The organism is Psychromonas sp. (assembly GCF_047632955.1).
Lineage (GTDB): Bacteria > Pseudomonadota > Gammaproteobacteria > Enterobacterales > Psychromonadaceae > Psychromonas.
Genome location: NZ_JBLIED010000016.1, coordinates 61,987 through 82,087, shown reverse-complemented (window position 1 = coordinate 82,087; position 20,101 = coordinate 61,987). Strand labels below are relative to the sequence as shown.

Sequence of the window (20,101 nt, the reverse complement as noted above, 5' to 3'; positions counted from 1 at the left end):
TTATAAGGATAATTTGCGGGTTTTATGATGGTAGAAAAGTTTGGTTATAGTGTCAGTGAAATCACCGCCCTGTTTCTGATCAACTATGTTATCAACCTGTTATTCGCGCCGGCTATCGGTCGTTTTATTGGCCGTATTGGAGAACAACGGGCACTGACCATTGAATACGTCGGGCTTATTATCGTCTTTACCGGTTATGCTTTTGTTGAGCAGGCGCATCTGGCAGCCGCTTTATATGTGAGCGATCACCTGCTGTTTGCCATGGCAATCGCACTGAAAACCTATTTCCAAAAAATAGCCGATAAAAAAGACATTGCTGCGACCATGTCAGTCAGTTTTACCATTAATCATATTGCCGCGGTGTTTATTCCCGCCCTGCTTGGTCTTTTATGGCTGCACTCGCCACAGGCGGTGTTTTTTATAGGTACCGGTATTGCCGTCTGCTCGCTGCTGCTGGCGCGTAATATTCCACTTTCACCCTCACAAGGTAATGAAGTCAATTGGGATTTGATTACAAAAAACCGTCCTGTAGTATTAGATAACAAGCGCGACTGACTGAAAAAAAGTAAAAAGACACAGAATCATTTATTGTGAAAAATCATTCTGTTGCAGTTGCTAGAAATGCAGATTATCCCCAGTTTATTAATGATATTACGGGGTATAGTTTAAGTTCATACGAATACTTTATTTTAAAGTTAGTATTCGGATACTATATTAATGATGGAGAGCGTAATGGGTACAGGTAAATATTTAAAATGGGAAGATGCTGAGGGTAACGTATTTAGACCCGTTTCTCTTAATGGAAATCAACTACTTAGCAATAGAACGCTGAATAAGAGCACTGCATTTACTTATCAGGAGCGTGAAGATTTTGGTCTTGATGGTCTTTTACCCCCACGAGTACAAACCTTTGAAGATCAACTTAAACGGGTCTACCATGGATTTAGCACTTCCTCTACGGATATTGAAAAGTACCAATATTTACGTGCCCTGCAGGATAGAAATGAAACCTTATTTTATGCCCTTCTGTCACGTCACATTGAAGAGATGACGCCTATTATCTATACCCCGACAGTCGGTAAAGCCTGTCAAGAATTCAGCCATAGATTTCAGATAGCCCGAGGACTCTATTTAACCACGGATAATATCCATGATATCGGTGGCATGGCACGACAGTTTACCGGTAAAGATATCCAAATTATCGTGGTAACAGACAGCCAGGGTATTCTCGGCATAGGCGATCAAGGTGTTGGCGGTATGGGCATCCCCATTGGTAAATTATCACTTTATACTTTAGGGGCGGGTATTCATCCAGACCATTGTATGCCGATCGTCTTAGATGTAGGCACAGATAATCAGGATTTGCTTTCTGATCCTATGTACTTAGGGGTTCCTAAAAAACGTTTAACGGGCGAACCCTATAAAGCCTTTATTAAAACTTTTGTTGAACAGGTTAAATTACATTTTCCAAAAGTGGTTTTACAATGGGAAGATTTCAGTAAATCTAACGCCTTTGATAACTTATCTAATTACGAAGATGAATTGCCATCGTTTAATGATGATGTACAGGGTACCGGTGCTGTTGTTCTAGCCGGAATCATTGGCTCTACAAAAATTAAAGGTGAAAAGTTAGCAGACCAGACTTATGCGGTTTACGGCGCAGGCGCTGGTGGTGTCGGAGTTGCCGACCAAATCTTTGCAGGTTTACTTAAAGAAGGTCTGAGCCACCAGGAAGCACGCGATAAAATATTTATTCTCGACTCGCGCGGTGTGGTATTTGCAGACAGAGAAGGTTTAGATGAGTATAAAAAACGTTTCGCTAAACCCGTTGAATTGGCAAAAGATTGGCAACGGGCAGATACCAATAAGACAGGTCTCACGGAGTTAATCGATAATATTCCGGTTACTGTTTTATTAGGCTGTAGTGGTGTCGGCGGTGCATTTCAAGAGCATCATATTAAGAAGATGTTAGAGTACACAACACGCCCGATGATCTTCCCGCTTTCTAACCCGACCAGCTGCTGTGAAGCGGTGCCGGAAGATATTTACAACTGGTCTGATGGTCAGGCTATTGTTGCAACGGGCAGTCCCTTTGATGCTCTGAATTTTAAGGACCATGTCTATCGTATCGGACAGGGTAATAACGTCTTTATTTTCCCCGGTGTCGGCCTTGCAGCGATCACCGCTGAAGTTAAAAAAATCACCAAGGATATGTTTACCACGGCCTCTTTTGCATTAGCCGATTATGTCTCACAGGAAGATCTTGATGAGGGTTGTGTCTTTCCGAAAATCAGTGAACTAAGGGAAGTTTCGATCCACGTTGCCACAGCCATACTTGAACAAATTCAGCAGACCGATGCAGAAGGGATTATGCGTGATAAAGATATCACTCAGGAGCTTGCATTGCGGATGTGGGAGCCGGCGTACCTACCCTACCGCCGAGTTTAAATCCACCAGCCCTGTTATTTAACAGGGCTTTTTTATGACGGCTAAGCGATTATTGTTGAGCGTATAAATTTAGAAACTATCAACAAACTAAAATAAGCAGGTTATTTTAGTTTTCCCCAGGGGTTGCTCGGATCATAGGCAGGCTCAGTTTTGTTGGCTTTATGATCGCGATCATTGCCGCGTTCCCGCTTAGGAGAGACTCTATCTTTAGAATGCTGCTGTGTTTTCTCTTTAAAGTTTGATGCGGCTTTAGCCTGAGAAAGCTCTATTGATTCCACCGTCAGGATCATCGGCTCACGTTCCTCTAAGCCAGATACAAAACCTCGCTCACGGGGCGCTAATTCATACTCTTGCGGATCAGGTCTGGGCATGCGTTTAAAACGGTATAAATAAAAATCTTCTAATTTTACTCTTGCCCATTCGGTTTTTCTAAGGAACTTTAGACTGCCTTCAATGGATGGATTAGTTTTAAAACAATGAAAACGTAAAGCGGTAGACAGTATCTCCCAACCGTAACACTCAACTAATTCAGTGAGCAGCACTTCTAATTTAAGGCCGTGTAACGGGTTGTTCTGTTGTTCTTTGATCATGGTGGTTCCTAATAGAGAGAGATAATACCAAATCCATTAAATTCATGCCCATTTATACTTGTTAAAACACATGCTAGCTTCGTTATTAATCTGATAATTAGAATAACTAGTTACTGCAATTAATGCCTTGCTTTCATGCGTTTTTCCGGCGCCTAAATAGGTCATCTAATTAGTGGAATTGGTATAGACTGTATTTTTTAGATGGTTATTATACGTATTGGTGGCACACAAGCACTAACTAAAAACAGTTTTAACAATACATAAAAAACAGCCGGGATTACAGATCCCTGTTAAGCGCGCCTAAAGAGTCCGTTCAGCTATTGCCTATAAAATAAAAAAGGCAGTCTGTTTTAGCGATAAACGGATTGGTTGTCATCATAAAGACTTTAATTGGATGACGGGAGAACAGTTTGCCTTCTCGCTTTTCAAAAAATTCATCGAGCCGTTCATTGCCTAAATGATCAATGGCGGTCAATTGCGCAAAACCATCTTCATTCAAATAACCGATAAATTCATCCTTGGTGAGCATGCCATAGTTAAACTTATAGGCCTGCTCCGGCAACGTTATCACGGCAGCAGCACAGGGTGCTTTCGCATAGGCCACTTCCCCGTGGTTTTTAGTTTCTAAGCGAATCGGATTGTGAAACACATTGATCGGGTATTGATCATCAACGCCAGCCATCACCCGTTCGGCAGATAAATAACGGTGTAATCCTTCATGGGCAATAATTTGTGAGGATTTATCCTGTGCACCACCACATTCAACGGTCACGGTGATCATATTTTGCTCACTTTGTTCCATTAATGCACCCAGGCGTAAATCAGTGACAATCAGATCATTGGTAAATAACGATGTGATCGCAATGTGGTTTGCATCTTCGGCAATGGCAACACCAAATGACGGGCCGGATCCCGAGGTATTATGAATATCAATCAGGCATTCGGGTTTAACTTGTTTTAATAAATCTAAAATAGCTTTCGCTATTTGTCCCTGCGAGTCATCATAGGGCGGTCTAAAGCAGCGATTTAAATCCCGTTTTCCGACCTCCATGCGCTGCGAAAAAAACGGCTTAACGCAAGCGGCTTGTACCGAGCCAATAATAAATAAGGTATCAAATCTCGGTTTTTGTTTAGATTTTAAATAATTAAAAACAGCCTCTGTACCCGAGGGTTCATTGCCATGCAGTAAGGTGCATACCGCGCGTCTTTTACTGGAGTCCTGGCCGCTCAGAAAAATTGCGGTGGCTTTTTGTAAATAGTGTAAAAAGCTTTCAACCGATTCACCAAAGTCATCGGGATTCGGGTTCTCAAAATAGTTTAAACAGTCAGACTGCGATATTAAGGTGCTCAAATTTTTTCACTCCATTCATGGACAGCTTTACCGCTTTGGTATTGTTTATAATAAAGCTCAACCAACTGGGTTAACGCTGTATTTCTATCTTCTTTTTGAATCAGTTTATCGAACACATTAATTTGCCACTGTGCCCCGTTCATTCGACTTTCCAGCCCCGCATTAATAATATCCATTTGCTCTGTTATCTCGGTTTCCGCTATTCCCAATTGGTAAAGACCGTCTTGTGCACAGGGAAGCAGATCCTTGAGTATACCAATGACCGGACGTTCCTGCAGATCTCCGGTTTTTAAATCAGGCCAAAACAAGCACGCTTTCAAGCCGTATTTTGCAGCGCGATAAAAATTTTTTCGAGCATAATAAAAAGGAATAGCCGGCAGTATATTACTTAAATGACCTTGTAAACCGCGCATCAAACCACTCATCAGCGCAGCACTTGCGAGCATATTTTTCGGAGTAGGCCCGGCAGGAAGAGAGCGTAATTCAATGCGTAAATGACCGTTATCGTGCGGATCATAGATAGGACGATTCCAATTCCAAATACTGCCCAGGTGCAGTCTTAATTCACTCAGTGATGGCGCTTGACCCGAGCTTAGCTGATCAAATGGATCGTCGTGGTAGCAAACGGGCATAACCGGCTCAAACAGGGAAACACCTTCGGCAAACAGCTCGTAAATATCTTTGCGGATCCAGCCAAGACCATAATAGACACGCGCAGGGAAATGGTTGTCTAACGCGTATTGAGTGCGACAATCCGTTGCCTGTTTAAATAATGGAATACGTGTTTCCTGCCAAAGTTTGCGGCCTAAAAAAAACGGTGAATTAGCAGAGAGCGCAAGCACCAGCGGCATTGTCAGCTGGGCTGCGTTATAGGCATCGGCAAAATCCTCGGGATTAACACGGTAGTGGAATTGAAAGGATGTTGCAGCGCCTTCTGCCGAGACATCGGGCCAATGAAGGTCTAAAGCGTCTTCACCGCTGATCTGAAGATGAAAATCCGAACCGCGTTTACGCCTCAAGGTTTTTGCCAGCAGATGGTAGCGAGGTATATCTGTTAAGGCTTTAAGCCCGAGATCTTGCGCTTGCAGGGTCGGTAAAATACCGATCGGCAATATTCTAGCTTGCATTTTTTTTGCGTAATCGCTCAAGCCGGACAGCACATCAACCATCTGTTCCTTAATTTTTGTAAAGGGAGCTTTATCCTGCGCCACCGGAGTAAAGTTATATTCAAGATTAAAACGGTTCAACTCCAGGGTTAACTGTTTATCATTCACTAAACTCTGCAGATCTATATTGATTGGTTTTGCGGCACCTTGTTTATCGATAATATAAAGCTCTAATTCAGCTCCATAAGAAGGGCTACCCCGCCCAAATTCCGGTTGCGCCAGGAGTGTTTTCAAGGCTTTGAGGTTTTCACGCAAGCGTTCCCTGTAGCGTTGAAAGTCCTGCGCCGTAAACTCGGTTTGCTCTATATATTTTCCCAAATAAAAATCCTCAGGATGCCAAGCAGTGTGCTACAACTAAGAATAGTCTTTTTTAGATAGGATGCATTTTCAGCCATTCTGTCCGGCTTTTCTGTGCGCTAAAAAAAGGGATCAAAGCTAAGCATCATCTAAGCGGCAACTGCGCAGTTATTTACGGATACCTCCGCTGGTGAGTGCAGCAGGATCCAGTATTTTAATTAATTGCTCGCGACTGAGATCGGTTTCTTGCTCAGCCACATCAATAATATTCCGTCCACTGTGATAGGCCTTTTTGGCAATCTCAGCGGCTTTTGCATATCCGATAATAGGATTAAGGGCGGTCACTAAGATCGGGTTGCGGGCCAGCGAACGCTGCAGATTATCCGTTTTGACAATAAAATCTGCGATCGCTTTATCGGCTAACAAACTCGAAGCATTAGCCAGTATTTCGATGCTTTGCAGCAGATTAAGAGCAATCACAGGTAACATGACGTTAAGCTCAAAATTACCCGATTGCCCCGCAATAGTGATGGTGGTGTCATTGCCTATCACCTGCGCAGAGACCATGGCGACCGCTTCAGGTATCACTGGATTTACCTTGCCCGGCATGATTGATGATCCCGGCTGCAATGCTTCCAGCGCTATTTCGCCAATACCACTTAAGGGGCCCGAGTTCATCCAGCGTAAATCGTTGGCTATTTTCATCAAACTCACCGCAACTACTTTTAATTGTCCGGACAATGCGACGGCAACTTCTTGACCGGCTAAACTTGCAAAATAATTAGTACTGGGCTTAAATTCCAGGCCGGTATCGGCATTTAACGCGGTGCAAAATGTTTGCGCAAAGTCCGGGTGGGTATTGATGCCGGTTCCCACTGCCGTGCCGCCCAGAGCTAAACGGTGTAAGCGCTTAAGCACCGACTCCAGTCCTTCAATACCTTGTTCAATCTGTCCTGCCCAACCGAGTAGTTCCTGTCCCATGCTGAGCGGCATGGCATCCATCAGGTGGGTACGCCCGGTTTTAATGTGTGTTTTTACACTCTCGGATTTGTTCAAGATAGTTTTATGAAGGTGTTTTAAGGCGGGGAAAAGCTGATTACTGAGTGCAATAGCGGCACTGATATGAATAGTACTTGGAATAACATCGTTGCTGCTCTGTCCCATATTAACGTGGTCATTGGCATCAACGTGCTTGCCCGAAAGCTTTGCAATAACCTCATTGATATTCATATTGGTACTGGTACCCGAGCCAGTTTGAAAAACATCAACCGGAAACTGATTCGAGTGTTTGCCTAAGGCAATCAAGTTTGCGCTGTTGATAATAGCCTTGGCCCTTTTCTGATCCAGCAAACCTAATTCAACATTAGCCTGTGCAGCCGACTTTTTGAGTAAAGCCAATGCCTGAATAAAAGCTTTTGGAAGGGTCAGCCCACTGATGGGGAAATTGATTATTGCGCGCTGGGTTTGTGCACCATAAAGAGCCGACGCAGGAACATTAATATCACCCAGACTGTCACTTTCAACTCTAAAGTTGCTCATAGTACACTTCCTTTGTTAAATATAAGTTATTAAAAAATGCTCAAACCGCTGCATAAACAATTAATTATTAAACTCTAAGGATCACCCAAAACGCTGTTTTTACTGTGTTCTCTGAGCGCATCAACACAGCACTCAGCAATAGATTAATGATAGCCCACATTAATTTTCAATAAAATAAGCTGTGAACGGCAATCTTTTTTTACTTTCTAGCATACTGGTCTATTCTTTTATAAATCAATGAATAAGGCATCCCCAGATACACTAAAACAAGGATCCGTTTGAATTTTCTGGTTCACCTTCAAGCATAGCTTCATAAACACAAGTTAAAACACTGCTCTACACCTAATCGAATTTGATTAAGTTTAGAGCTGATCAAACTTATAGTGCAATGTCTCATGTTTTGAAAATGAACTATAGTGCTAAACAAGTAATAACTGAATACAATCTACTGTCCATAGGAGAACGGTATGCCGTTAAACCCAACTGATAAAAATCACCAACATGAATATGCACGTACGATAGAGAGTAATAAAGTTAAAATTTCAGCCCCTCTACATTGGTTATTACTAGGCGTAAAAGATTTTATAGCCGCACCATTAATTAGCCTTATTTATGGTGTTATTTTCAGCATAATACCGGTTGTTATTATGTATCTTTACCGTGAAACAGATAACCATCTCATTAATATAAGTATGACTATTACTTTTACCCTGATTGCTCCTATTTTCGCCGCTGCACTTTATGATATTTCCTGGGAGTTAGAAAAAGGTCATAAACCCACTTTTTCTCATAGTGTTAAATCGATGTTTCGTAACCCGGTCGGTGCATGGGCATTTGCCGTTATTTTACTGCTGATCATGACGGCCTGGCTGCGCGTTGGGACTCTGGTTTATGTTCTTTATCCCGATTCAGCTAATCCGACCTTTGAAGAGCTGTTAGCTTTTTTGAGTCTGGGTAGTATATTAGGGGCATTAATATTAGCCGCAGTGATGGTGCTTTCTGCGTTTACACCACAAATATTATTAGAGCGTAAAGTGGATATTATGACGGCTATATTTACCTCAACTAAGGCTGTCATGAATAATTTTTATGTCATGATAGTGTGGGGATTAATCCTTATTGTGTTGGTATTCGTGGGCTTTTTAACCTCAGCGCTAGGCTTTATCGTAATTATGCCTATTCTTGCCTTTGCCAGCTGGCATGCCTATATTGCGGTTATCAAAACGAAAAAGAAACGCGTCTATGAATAATTATTAATTGTTGATTGTTGATTGTTGATTGTTGAACATTGTGACCGTTGACTTCCCACCCCAGTGAATCGGCAAGCTGATTTACTGGGGTGTTTCTTTATCACTTTATTCTCTCTCCGTCGGTACTTGTTTTGCTTAAAAAATGCATTGTAAATTGTTATTACGCGTGGAAATCGACTTAAAATAAGCCATTCTATTTTCATTTTTTACAAATTGTTGCGGAGGAGAGATAACCTGCAGGCGGTAATCGCCACCTCCTTCCTTAAGCGTATCCTCGACACCGACAGGTGTCACTATCACTACCTTCAAACCAGGCGCTCTGCGCAGAATACTCGCCGCAATCCCGAGACCGTTTTCAACATGGAAGCTGCCGGCAATGTGCATCACCTGCTTGTCAGAATGCTTATCTAAATAACGTACGATACTTTCCGCCATGGTCTCATCCCAGGCCATCTGCGCCGCAAATTGTTTATTATTTTGCCTTTCATCACCATGGTGCATTGAGGACATAAAGCGTCTTTTATATGCACTCTGTTTGGTAGAGATTCGCTCGGCAAGCCAGGCCCTTTGATTTGCCGGCAGTCTATTAATATAATCAAGCCCTTCTCTGGCGATACAACTTATCAGGTTATCAGGTGCATTGGCGGCTATCAGATCAAGTTTATTAAATTTTGCGAACTCAACCAAAGGGCGATAATCACTTTCATAGTTCGGCCATGCATTGGCTTTTGATATCAAGGTTGTTTCACCAATTTCACCCGCCAGATACTGATTTACAATTTCTTGGCTGTCTCGCGAAAACTGCTCCATGGAGAGTGTTAAATTGGGATCCTGCAAAAATAGAGTGTGCAACAATTCCGTTTCAAAACGATGAATAGCACTGTGAGTATGCCACTCGCCAATCAGCACCACATCGGCATTTTTGATTTCCCGCGACAAATCCTCAAGTGTAATGGTTTTATTGTTCGGTGAGACTATTTGATAATCAAAATAGGTAGTGATTGCTTGAGGCTGCCTGGACAGTGAAGAATTTTGTGGCATAAAAGCAGTACAGGCGGATAACATGGTTAATAAGCCTAAATTGATACTGCCTTTTATATATCGAATAAATAACTTGCGGGGATAAATAATAACTGACCTCCTGATAATCCTCTGCTGAGTTTACTGCTGGAATTATTCAAATTTAAAAATAAGTTTTTGATCAATCAAAGCAGCTTTCATTGACCTTTAGGAGGAAAATCACTGAGCATTAATGTGATTTGTGCACTAATAAATTCCGCACGTTTATCCGTTCCCATGGTCTCATTTAACGGGCTCTGTGAAATAGAAGACCATACTATGGACTGGCTGTTTGGATTTAAGAATTCGAGCACTAACTTACCATAGTTACGTTCGCGGTAACGTGTGGGACTGCTCATGCCAATGCCTCCCCTACCGCCGAATATGCCAACACCTATGCTACTGCCAAATGATTCAAGCTCAGTTGCCTTCTCTATATGATAATCCACTAAAAAGTCAGCCTGCTCCTTGGTTGTTTGACTAATTCCTTTTTGGCTCAGTGATGTAACCACGGCAGTTTCTATTCTCGCACTGTCTATACTGACAACTGCATCTTTGGGTGTGGTAACAAATGCAAAACTCTGATATTGCGAAAAATCATGTCCGATAACATAATCAGTTGCGGGTTTTACGCTGCAGGCTGACACAGATAATGTGAGTAATACTGCGGCAATAATACGTAACATAAATACTCCAATATTTTTCAGCAAATAACCTTGTACGGCTGATCTTAATGAACGAGTTAGCAGACGATAAATTGCAGCATGCACCTCTCGTAGCAAAAACAACAACCCATTATTTTAAATGATTTAAATGACTCATTGCATCTTTAAGCTGTTCATTAAGCTCGGCATGTATCAACAGTTGCTTTTTCGAATCAAAATTATCAAAAAAACTCGGTATTGCTAAGCTCGCTTTAACGATACCGTTAAAATAGGGAGCGGCCTGTACCGCGGTTGCTAAGACACTTGCGCCGCCCCTTGCTCCGGGGGAGGTTGATAAAAAAACCATGGGTTTATTTTGGAATATTTTAGGCTCTATGCGCGAGCACCAGTCGAATAAGTTTTTATAAGCCGCTGTATAGGAACCATTATGCTCGGCAAAAGAGATGACAATGCCATCACAGGTCGAGAGCTTTTCCAGAAATGCTTTTGCAATTGCCGGATGCCCTATTTGTTGCTCTTTATCCTGGCTGTATAAGGGCAGCTCATAATCATTTAAATCTAAGATTTCAACCTCATGATCTTTTAAAAACGAACATCCATATTCCACTATTTGATAGTTAATCGATTTCTTGTGGTTAGTGGCAGCAAATCCAATAATTTTCATGCGTATGTTCCTAATATGAATCAAAATAAGGGCGGGAAAGGGATTTTCGACGACACAAAATCAGTATAAATTATTGATGCTTGCATCTTAAATCCGGTTGGACAGCGACCGCGACTTTTTATATAAATGAGTATATTCAACTATCCTGTTTTGTCTATTTTCAGACACAGCTCAACAAAACCTTGCCGATGAAAAAGCACGGCAGGATTAATCCTTCTTTGATGCGGTACTCGGAGTATTTTCACTATCTTCTTCAATTTCGCTGTGATCAACAATATCAAGCCTTTCACGTTTCTTTTTTATACTCGCTTTTAGTTGCGGTTTGTTTTCATTGGAGCTGGTTTTTAGGGTGCTTTCTAAATCTTTTATACCGTCCATTAATTCCTTTTTTTCATCTTCTATCTGCGCTGCTTGTTCGGCTTTATCAAAAATAATTCCTTCTGCATCAACTACTTTTTTTTCTGGCGCTGCGTGCACAAAAGTTGGAATAACCTTCTTACCATCATCCATTTTACGTTGATTCATAAAAGCCGGTGACATAATTTCAATCCCTTCACTGTGCAGGGTTTCCAGAATGCATCGAAATAAATTTGAACGAGCAGTAAGCAGTCCTTTTACCTCTACCAGTAATCCGGAAATGCGGTAAGTAATAGAAAAATCGCCAAGCTCAATAATATGAACAAAGGGGCTGGTAAGTCCGCTTATCTGTGCCGCTTTGATAAGTAAAGGTTCAATCTGTAAATGATGCAGATCGTATCCTAATGACAAGGTCGCTGAAACGATGGTACCGGACTTACGGATGGTAGAGACCGGATTATTAACCAGATATGTATTAGGTAATGCCACAAATTCGCGGTTTTCCGATTGAATTTCCGTGTCGAATAAGCCGCGCTCAGCCACTCGACCAAAAAAATCACCGACGCGTATAAAATCGCCGGTTTGGAAAGGTTTTGTTATGCGCAGCAAAACACCGGACATTAAGTTTGAGATAATATTGGTTGATGAAAAGGCAATCATGCCCGAAAGGAGGATACCAATTAAACCCATTATCTGGTTACGAGAAATTTCGTTTATGGGTAAGGTAATGACCACTGCCAACACCGATATGATAGTCAGAGCCAACATTAAAATCTGGATCGGGAATTTTCGTTCATTACCCAGTTCGGGACGCCGCCCGAGCAGAAACCAATAACATCCCGCCAGCATCAGAACAGAGAAAATAAATATACTCAAGGATGGCAGAAACGCAAAAAAAATATCTACTACTTGATCAGACAACTGCATAGATTCCTTCCATTTTTAGCTTGCCCGTTGTAAAAAAGATGCTTTTTCCCCACAACAGAGCACAAGATTGGCTAGATAAGCGTATGTTTTTATAAGATTATACTAGAACAGATCAAAAAATCTGCACTGTGCTTTATAAGTCCACAAACAGCAGTGGTGATTACTTCTCGAAATGCTAATATTAACGTTTCCAGACTGTAAGTAAATAATTAATGCGTAAACAAGCCGCACCGACCTCATCCAAGACGACAGAGCACAAGCTGGGCACCTTTGCCGGTGTCTTTACCCCAAGTGTGTTAACTATACTCGGACTGATTTTATTCCTGCGGCTCGGCTATGTGGTCGGTACGGGCGGTTTGCTGCAGACTCTGCTGATTATTTGTATTGCCTACACTATCTCCATACTGACCAGCATTTCTCTGTCGGCCATCGCCACCAATTTAAAAGTTCGCGGCGGCGGTGATTATTATCTGATATCCAGAACCCTCGGGCTTGAGTTTGGCGGCGCGCTGGGGCTGGTGCTGTTCATGGCTCAATCGGTTTCGATCGGTTTTTACTGCATCGGCTTTGGCGAAGTGGTTGCCGGACTGTTTGCCATGAGCGACGGCATGGCACAGATCATTGCACTTTTACCTCTTGCTGGATTGTTTTTTTTAGCCTGGCAAGGAGCGGATTGGGCGATACGTTTTCAATATGTTGTGATGGCCACTCTCTGCCTGGCACTGATCTCCTTTTTTATCGGCGCGCTATCACATTGGGACGTTGCTCTGCTGCAGGAAAACTGGCAATCAACAGCGCAATCTCCGCCCTTCTGGGTGCTGTTCGCGGTATTTTTCCCTGCCGTTACCGGCTTCACTCAAGGGGTAAGCATGTCAGGGGATCTGCGCGATCCCAGTATTAGTTTGCCCAAGGGTACCTTTCTCGCCGTAGGCATCTCACTGATAGTTTATTTAATCGCGGCGATCTTTTTTGCCGGCAGCCTGCCCCAACAGTTATTGGTCAGTGATTATTCCTCCATGAACCGGATTGCCTGGCTGCCTGTATTTATTATCGCCGGGGTATTTGCCGCCACCCTTTCGTCGGCGATGGCTTCTTTTCTCGGTGCGCCGCGGATTCTGCAGTCATTGGCGGCGGATAAAATTTTTCCGCTGTTAAACCCTTTTGCCGCAGGCGTTGGCTCGTCCAACAATCCGCAACGGGGAGTGCTGCTGGCCGCTGCTATCGCGGTATTGACTATCAGTCTGGGTGATCTCAATCTGATCGCCAGTATCGTCGCAATGTTTTTTCTCATCTCCTATGGGCTGCTCAATTACGCCACTTATTTTGAAGCCAGAACTGCCAGTCCCTCATTTCGCCCGCGTTTTAAATGGTTTCATAAATATGCAAGTCTGGCCGGCGCGTGCGTCTGTTTACTAGCCATGTTAGCTATTAACTGGGAATCAGCTGCGCTGGCGGTGTCGCTGATCTTCGCCATTTATCAATATCTGCAGCGCACCGCCAAGCAAAGCCGTTGGGCCGATGGACGCCGTTCCTACCACCTGCAGCAGGTACGCGAGCATCTGCTGCAGGTATCACTCGAGCCGGAACATCCGCGCGACTGGCGGCCGCAAATTCTGGCTTTTTCCAGCAGCAGAACAAGGCGCGAGCGACTGCTGAAATTTTCCTCTTGGCTTGAAGCGGGCAGTGGTCTGACGACACTGGTGCACATATTGGAAAACAGACCATCGCAAAAGAGGCTGGCCGAAAATGAGCTCTACGAAGATATCACCGCCAGTGGCGTACGCGCTTTCCCGCTGGTGATCAATGCTCCATCACTTGAGATAGGCAGCACCTTATTACTGCAATCCTTTGGCGTCGGCCCCCTAAGGGCCAACACTATCCTGCTCAATTATCTGGATAGCTACACGGAATATTTTTTTACTTCGCAGCTGAAAAGCTTTGGCAAAAATCTGCATTCCGCGCTGCGCCTTGGTTATAATCTTGTCGTCCTAGACGCCAAGGAAGCTGAATGGCAAAAGCTGGCACAGCAAGCACCCGAGGAGCGCCGCATTGATATCTGGTATATTCCGGGAAACAGTGGTTCGCTGATGTTGCTGCTGGCACATCTGATGACCCGTTCACCCTTTTGGGCACAATCTGAGTTGCGCGTGCTGAGCGCGGTCGAGGACGATGGCCATGAGGCGGCACTACAAGCGCTACAGCAGGAACTAGTGGATAGTAGAATCAATGCCGAGGCGATGATTGTAGAGGATTTTAGCAGTGCAACAGTGCGCAGATATTCAGCCGATGCCAGCTTGATCTTCCTGCCACTGACCATTAAAGCGGATCAGCTTGTCGACTGTTCCGGGCTATCTGTCGACAAGTTACTGCCTGTGCTGCCCCTGGTTGCACTAGTTATCGCGGCACAAAAAATTGACCTTGATGCGGAGCCGGAGCAAGGTATCGCCGGATTACTGGCAGCGGCCGAAGATAAATTGAATGCCGCGCAGGAACGTGAAAAACAGGCAGAAGAAGAAGTACAGAGGGTCAATTTGGCCCTTGAAGATAATTTAAAAGCACTGTTGAAAATTCGTCAGCATGGCAGTGAAGAAGCGCAGAGCCAACTCTATAACGAATTGGCCAAGCTTCGCCGGCAACTTGATAAAGCCACCCGTCAATCCGCCAAAGCCGAAGCAAAACTGGAATCAGAAAAAATGCAACTCGAGCACTTACATAAAAGATATCACATAAATGATAGCGCCGAGCAAAACAATGGAGACGAAACCTAGCCTGTTATCGTCGCCATCAATCTGATTATTAACCATGCCGTTAAGTGCCGATCTAAACCCACTTAAATAGATCATGAACAAAGAAAATAACTATCTCAACCGCAATTAACCAGATGATAATCCACTCGAGTACGGCGGAGTGCTGATGATTTGTTTCATCGGCAAGAAGATTAAGCATCTCCTGAATCACTTCTAATTTCCGATTGAGAATATCCAGGCGAGTGGTCAATTCTTGATATTCTTCGGTTTGATGATAATAATGATCAAGTTCCGGATATTCCCAAAAAAAATCCGGTTTATCCAGCAGTTCGTAATGTAAATTCACGCTGGATTTGGTCAGATAGAGGCTTCCGCGCATGCGCGCAATTTGATTGCGACTGAGTTTTATTTTCCCATGTTCAGCAAGGTATTTGGGAATCGGCGATGTTTCTTTAATCGTTTGTTCGACCTGCTCTTCAAACATCTCTAATTTAACTGATTGCGCCAGGGTATGTGATATCGCCAACTTGACTAAAGGCAGCTTACTATCCAATACAAGATGATCATTATGTAACGTGAAACTTTCCCCATAACTAAAACTTAATTCATCCTGTAAACATTGCGCCATGGGTTCGCTCAAAAAAGGTAAGATTGATTGCTCGATTTGTTGCCTTAGTGGATCGCTTATATTCCAATAAACAATCGTTGCATAAGCAAACACATAGACATCACCCTCTCCCATCTCAAGGTGTAAAGTGCTGCGATAACGAGTCGAGCGGTAATGTTGTTCACAATATTTAATTAAATCATTAAACTCAAAATGCTTTCCATAACAGACGGTAATAACACTGGCTTGATTTTCTTGAGAACTCACGATTCGATTCCTTGATAACATGTAATAAAAGACACTAAGCTTAGCGCCCCTGTTTTTAAAACCTGCAAAGCACTATCAATACTTTTATATCTATCAATATGGATTGTTATTATTAACTTGGCAAGTCGAGAATACAGCGTATGAGAAAAGGAAATTAATGATGAATAACTGCTGAATATTTAGGAGTAAAACGGTCTTCAAATACAATGAAAAAAGGATTAAAAGGCGTTTTGTTAAAATGGCCCCGAGTAAGTTAAATAGGTTAAGATCGGTGTCTGCTTATAACCATTTTTTTCTTCTGAAATACACCAGCAGTGCTATCGGCAATATTATAAAAACACACCAAAGAGCCGGGTACGCCCATTGCCACTTTAACTCCGGCATATATTCAAAGTTCATCCCGTATATTCCGGTCAGAAAAGTTAACGGAATGAATATTGATGCAAAAACCGTCAACACTTTCATTGTTTCATTCATTTTATTGCTGACACTGGAAATATAGATATCTAATAAGCCGGTTAATATCTCTCGGTATGATTCGATTGACTCGGTTACCCGTATCGCATGATCAGAGACATCCCTTAAATAAATATGCGTTTTTGGGTCAATCAAAGGCGATTCACTGCGTAGCATTTCTGCGATTAATTCTCGCACCGGAGAGACGTGTCTTCTGATGCGAATTATTTCTCTTTTGAGTTTTTGAATGGTATTAAGGGTATTTTTAACGGGTTCAGATGTTAATAAAACATCTTCCAGCGAAGTGATGGCTTCATCCAATGAATCGATGAGAATAAAGTTCTGGTCAACAATGGTATCGAGAATGCTATAGGTAAGGTAATCCGCCTTGAGGTTTCTTAATCGGCCGTTGCTGGAGCGAATGCGCTGCATAATTGGCTGGAAAAGGTCATCTTTTTTCTCTTTAAATGCAAAAACAAAATTCTTAAGCACTAACAGGCTTACCTGTTCATAGGTAACCGAAAATTGCTCAGTTTCAGGTAATAAACATTTAAGTACGATGAAAAGGTGGTCATCATACTCCTCGAATTTAGGCCTTTGATGGGTATTTAAAATATCTTCGAGCACCAGCTGATGTATGTCAAACATGGTACCGATGCGCTTTACAATATCAACATCGGTTAACCCTTCGATAATGACCCAGGTGACAGTATCACTCTCTTTGTATTTTAAAATTTCATCTATCGATTGAATTTTATGCTCTTTAATATTTTCCGCACCGTAGTCAATCACTGACATTTGAGTGACAGCTTCTCTAACATCACCGACATGAATCAGTGAGCCGGGCGGTAAACCTGATTTTTCCGAGAGCGTAGTTAAAGATTCAAACATTTATTTCCTCCATAAAGTATAAATCAGCGGTGTTTATATTTCGGGAAAACCATTAGCTAGTGGTTTTATTCACCATCGAACCTCAGATTTTTGTAATAATAGGTTTTGTCTCTGTCGTTTATTTCGCGCAGGATGCGGCACGGATTGCCGACGGCTACAACGTTTGCAGGAATGTTTTTTGTCACTATACTGCCCGCGCCAATGACACTGTTATCACCAATAGTCACGCCCGGTAAAATAACACAATTTGCACCTATCCAGACATTATTACCAATATAGACCGGAATATTGAACTGCGCTGCTTTTTGGCGCAGTGCCGGGGTAATAGGATGTCCCGCGGTTGCTATGGTGACGTTAGGTCCAAACATTACATAATTTCCGATATAGATATGGGTATCATCGACTAAGGTCAGATTAAAGTTTGCATAAACGTGATCGCCTAAATGGGTATGCTTACCCCAGTTAGCATGAAGGGGTGGCTCGATATAACAACCATCCCCTATTTCAGCAAATAGTTTAGTGAGAATCTCTGCTCTTTTTTTCTGTTCAGTAGGCCGAGTAAGATTAAAGTCATAAAGTCTTTCCAAACATTGCATTTGCTCCGAAACCAGCTCCTCATCATCACAAAAATACACTTTTTGATCATGCATTTTATCCTTAGCTTCCATCATGACTCCTCTATAACTTGGCTTCATCCCTGACAAAATCAGGGAGGCGAAAACAGAAAATCGACAAGTACCCTATTGAGAAATTTTCACCAGACTCGGATCGATTCCATACTGACTAGCCAGATATTGTAAATAACCCAAATCTTCACACATACTTTTACCCGGTTCATCGGATATTTTTGCTATCGGCCGGCCATTAGCCGCAACCATTTTAATAACAATATTCAGAGGCTCATTGCCAACATCATTGGTCAGATTTGTGCCGATACCAAAGGAGATTTTAGCGCGACCCTTGAAGCGCTTCCAGATTTCCAGCATGCGTGGAAAATTTAATCCGTCGCTAAAGACCAGGGTTTTACTGAGCGGGTCAATGCCCATCTGCTGATACATTAGAATCGCTTTTTCCCCCCACACAAAGGGACAACCACTGTCGTGGCGCAGACCATCGTAAAGTTTACCAAAATAGGGATCGGAAAAATCCCGAATAAAAGAATCCATTGAATAACAGTCGGTCAGCGCAATCCCCAATCGTCCGCGATATTCATGTACCCAGCCTTCGAGTGCAGCTGTCTGGGCATCGGCAAGCCTGGTTACTGCCTGCCAGCTTTGAAACCATTCATGGGCCATGGTGCCGATCGGAGGTAAGCCTAATTTGCGTGCGAAATGCAGGCTGCTGGTGCCGGAAAAGCACTTCGGTAACTGCTCTTTCAGGGTGAACAGCACTTCTTCCTGCCAGGCTTTACTGGCACGTCGTCGAGTACCAAAATCGGCAAAATTAAAACCGGACAGATCATCTTCAGCTTTAAGATAGGCGATCTTTTCAGCCAGATTTTGCCGTGCAACGTTCAGATCGATACCGCCACAATTCATAAAAGTATGCAGCTCACTGATAATTGCCAGCGTATAAATCTCCAGCAGAGAGACATGCAATAATGGCCCGCTAAAGCGCAGGTTAATGTCTTCACCTTTGGGCTCGATATGGACAAAGCGCATGTCGAGTCGAAAGATACGTAGAAATTCGATAAAATCCGGTTTGATAAAAGCAAAACCGCTCAGATAGTCGAGTTCTACATCGCTAAAAGAGAGTGTGCAGAGATGCTCAAGCTGACGAGAAATTTCCGGAATCAGCGTGCTCAGGTCGAGGCCGTTGCGGTTACGGCAGGCAAACTTCCACTCGATATCAACAAGGCGGAACTCAGACGAATGATAATAGGCCTGCAGCATGGTAATTTTGTAGAGATCGGTGTCCATCAAAGACTCGATTAGCCAGCGATCCATGGTTTTTGTACTCATTGCAACTCCAGTTTACTACTGTCTTTAATCAGTTCAGCCCCGGCCGCAGACATTTCTGCGCAGGCTGTTTCGGTGGTTTCGCTTGCGACTGCCCGGCAGGCTCCGAGATTAACAATCACTCGAAATCCGGCCCGGCAAAGCTGCAGCACCGTCATTTTGACACAATAATCGGTTGCCAGTCCCCCTACAATAACGACTTTTATCTGCCGTTCATACAACCATTCAATCACGCCGGTACTTTCACTTTCGCCAAGGTCATGATAACAAGCGCCATAGGGATGTTTAACAGGATCCATGCCCTTTTTAATGAGCAAATCATAATCCGCCTCGTTGGGCAGTCCGGGAATCAGCAGATTCCCTTCAGTACCAATGACGCAATGTGCTGGCCATTTGACATCTAAATTAGGATAATCTCCGGCAACGGGTGTCATTACCTCATCGGTCGAGTTAGCAATCCAAGGCGCTTCTGCGGGATGGCAATCCTTACTGACCAGACGATAAGCTGCAAATTGTGCTTGAGCGTTTAACTGATCGCTAATCTGGTCACCCTCACTAATAGGAAGTTCCTTGGGACACAATGGGCTGAAACCGCGCTGCGGATCAACATCAAAGCTGGCGGTATAAGATTTATTGACTTTAATCATAATATTCTCCTGGCACTGCAAAACGTTGTGCTAACAGCAGACGAGCAAGAAACTAAAAAACCATTCGTCTGGTAATACTTAGCACACACGTTAAATAATCCGCGAAATAGTAGAGATCAATTCCTTCGTTCGGTACGGTGTAGGTGCCGCATCATGGGCTTTCTTATATCTCAAACTGCAGTTGAGAAATGATGATAAACTTCACATATAACGTA

The 20,101-nt window shown here is 43.1% G+C and carries 16 protein-coding genes and 1 pseudogene; 4 read left to right on the top strand and 13 right to left on the bottom strand.

Features of this window, described 5'->3' with window-relative positions; all coding sequences use genetic code 11:
- Nucleotides 1-12: 12 nt before the first annotated feature.
- Nucleotides 13-555 (top strand): annotated as a pseudogene (locus tag ACJAZP_RS11475) (MFS transporter); the annotation flags it as partial.
- Between the two features lie 177 nt (nt 556-732).
- Nucleotides 733-2,448: an NAD-dependent malic enzyme gene (locus ACJAZP_RS11470; RefSeq protein ID WP_415230881.1), complete on the top strand. Its 1,716-nt coding sequence runs from the start codon at nt 733-735 to the stop codon at nt 2,446-2,448.
- A 101-nt stretch (nt 2,449-2,549) separates the two neighbouring features.
- On the opposite strand, the gene ACJAZP_RS11465 is transcribed toward ACJAZP_RS11470, so the two are convergent.
- From ACJAZP_RS11465 to ACJAZP_RS11450, 4 genes are all read right to left on the bottom strand, one after another.
- Nucleotides 2,550-3,038, bottom strand: a complete 489-nt coding sequence (locus ACJAZP_RS11465; RefSeq protein WP_415230880.1) for a VF530 family DNA-binding protein — start codon at nt 3,036-3,038, stop codon at nt 2,550-2,552.
- A gap of 313 nt (nt 3,039-3,351) precedes the next feature.
- Nucleotides 3,352-4,389 carry a succinylglutamate desuccinylase/aspartoacylase family protein gene (locus ACJAZP_RS11460; RefSeq protein ID WP_415230879.1) on the bottom strand — a complete coding sequence of 346 codons (1,038 nt, stop codon included), beginning with the start codon at nt 4,387-4,389 and terminating at the stop codon, nt 3,352-3,354.
- Nucleotides 4,386-5,873: a glutamate-cysteine ligase family protein gene (locus tag ACJAZP_RS11455; protein WP_415230878.1), complete on the bottom strand. Its 1,488-nt coding sequence runs from the start codon at nt 5,871-5,873 to the stop codon at nt 4,386-4,388. Before ACJAZP_RS11455 ends, ACJAZP_RS11460 begins: the two co-directional genes overlap by 4 nt.
- Nucleotides 5,874-6,020: 147 nt before the next feature.
- The gene (locus ACJAZP_RS11450) at nt 6,021-7,391 is read right to left on the bottom strand and encodes a class II fumarate hydratase (RefSeq protein ID WP_415230877.1); all 1,371 of its coding nucleotides are present in this window, start codon (nt 7,389-7,391) and stop codon (nt 6,021-6,023) included.
- A gap of 467 nt (nt 7,392-7,858) precedes the next feature.
- On the opposite strand from ACJAZP_RS11450, the gene ACJAZP_RS11445 reads away from it, so the two are divergent.
- Nucleotides 7,859-8,641 (top strand): DUF2189 domain-containing protein, encoded by a 783-nt coding sequence (locus ACJAZP_RS11445; protein WP_415230876.1) that lies wholly within the window; start codon nt 7,859-7,861, stop codon nt 8,639-8,641.
- Nucleotides 8,642-8,776: 135 nt separating this feature from the next.
- Here the strand turns inward: ACJAZP_RS11445 and ACJAZP_RS11440 are convergent, their stop codons facing one another.
- The 4 genes from ACJAZP_RS11440 to ACJAZP_RS11425 all read right to left on the bottom strand — a co-directional run bounded on the left by ACJAZP_RS11440 (nt 8,777) and on the right by ACJAZP_RS11425 (nt 12,313).
- Nucleotides 8,777-9,682, bottom strand: a complete 906-nt coding sequence (locus tag ACJAZP_RS11440; RefSeq protein WP_415230875.1) for a ChaN family lipoprotein — start codon at nt 9,680-9,682, stop codon at nt 8,777-8,779.
- A gap of 176 nt (nt 9,683-9,858) precedes the next feature.
- On the bottom strand, nt 9,859-10,386 hold the full coding sequence (locus ACJAZP_RS11435; RefSeq protein WP_415230874.1) for a DUF4136 domain-containing protein: 528 nt from the start codon (nt 10,384-10,386) through the stop codon (nt 9,859-9,861).
- A 109-nt stretch (nt 10,387-10,495) separates the two neighbouring features.
- Entirely contained in the window at nt 10,496-11,029 is a 534-nt protein-coding gene (locus tag ACJAZP_RS11430; protein ID WP_415230873.1) for an NADPH-dependent FMN reductase, read from the bottom strand.
- A gap of 207 nt (nt 11,030-11,236) precedes the next feature.
- A complete protein-coding gene (locus ACJAZP_RS11425; protein WP_415230872.1) occupies nt 11,237-12,313 on the bottom strand; it encodes a mechanosensitive ion channel family protein in 1,077 nt (358 codons plus the stop codon).
- A gap of 212 nt (nt 12,314-12,525) precedes the next feature.
- Between ACJAZP_RS11425 and ACJAZP_RS11420 the strand changes: the two genes are divergently transcribed.
- A complete protein-coding gene (locus tag ACJAZP_RS11420; RefSeq protein ID WP_415230871.1) occupies nt 12,526-15,081 on the top strand; it encodes an amino acid permease in 2,556 nt (851 codons plus the stop codon).
- 52 nt (nt 15,082-15,133) lie between these two features.
- Here the strand turns inward: ACJAZP_RS11420 and ACJAZP_RS11415 are convergent, their stop codons facing one another.
- The 5 genes from ACJAZP_RS11415 to ACJAZP_RS11395 form a co-directional block, all read right to left on the bottom strand.
- Entirely contained in the window at nt 15,134-15,934 is an 801-nt protein-coding gene (locus ACJAZP_RS11415; RefSeq protein WP_415230870.1) for an RMD1 family protein, read from the bottom strand.
- 279 nt (nt 15,935-16,213) lie between these two features.
- Entirely contained in the window at nt 16,214-17,281 is a 1,068-nt protein-coding gene (gene corA / locus ACJAZP_RS11410) for a magnesium/cobalt transporter CorA (protein ID WP_415230869.1), read from the bottom strand.
- Nucleotides 17,282-17,346: 65 nt separating this feature from the next.
- Complete coding sequence (locus ACJAZP_RS11405; protein ID WP_415230868.1) at nt 17,347-17,949, bottom strand: sugar O-acetyltransferase; 603 nt, start codon at nt 17,947-17,949, stop codon at nt 17,347-17,349.
- Between the two features lie 72 nt (nt 17,950-18,021).
- Complete coding sequence (pncB, locus tag ACJAZP_RS11400) at nt 18,022-19,242, bottom strand: nicotinate phosphoribosyltransferase (RefSeq protein ID WP_415230867.1); 1,221 nt, start codon at nt 19,240-19,242, stop codon at nt 18,022-18,024.
- Nucleotides 19,239-19,886: an isochorismatase family protein gene (locus ACJAZP_RS11395; protein ID WP_415230866.1), complete on the bottom strand. Its 648-nt coding sequence runs from the start codon at nt 19,884-19,886 to the stop codon at nt 19,239-19,241. Before ACJAZP_RS11395 ends, pncB begins: the two co-directional genes overlap by 4 nt.
- Nucleotides 19,887-20,101: the final 215 nt, after the last annotated feature.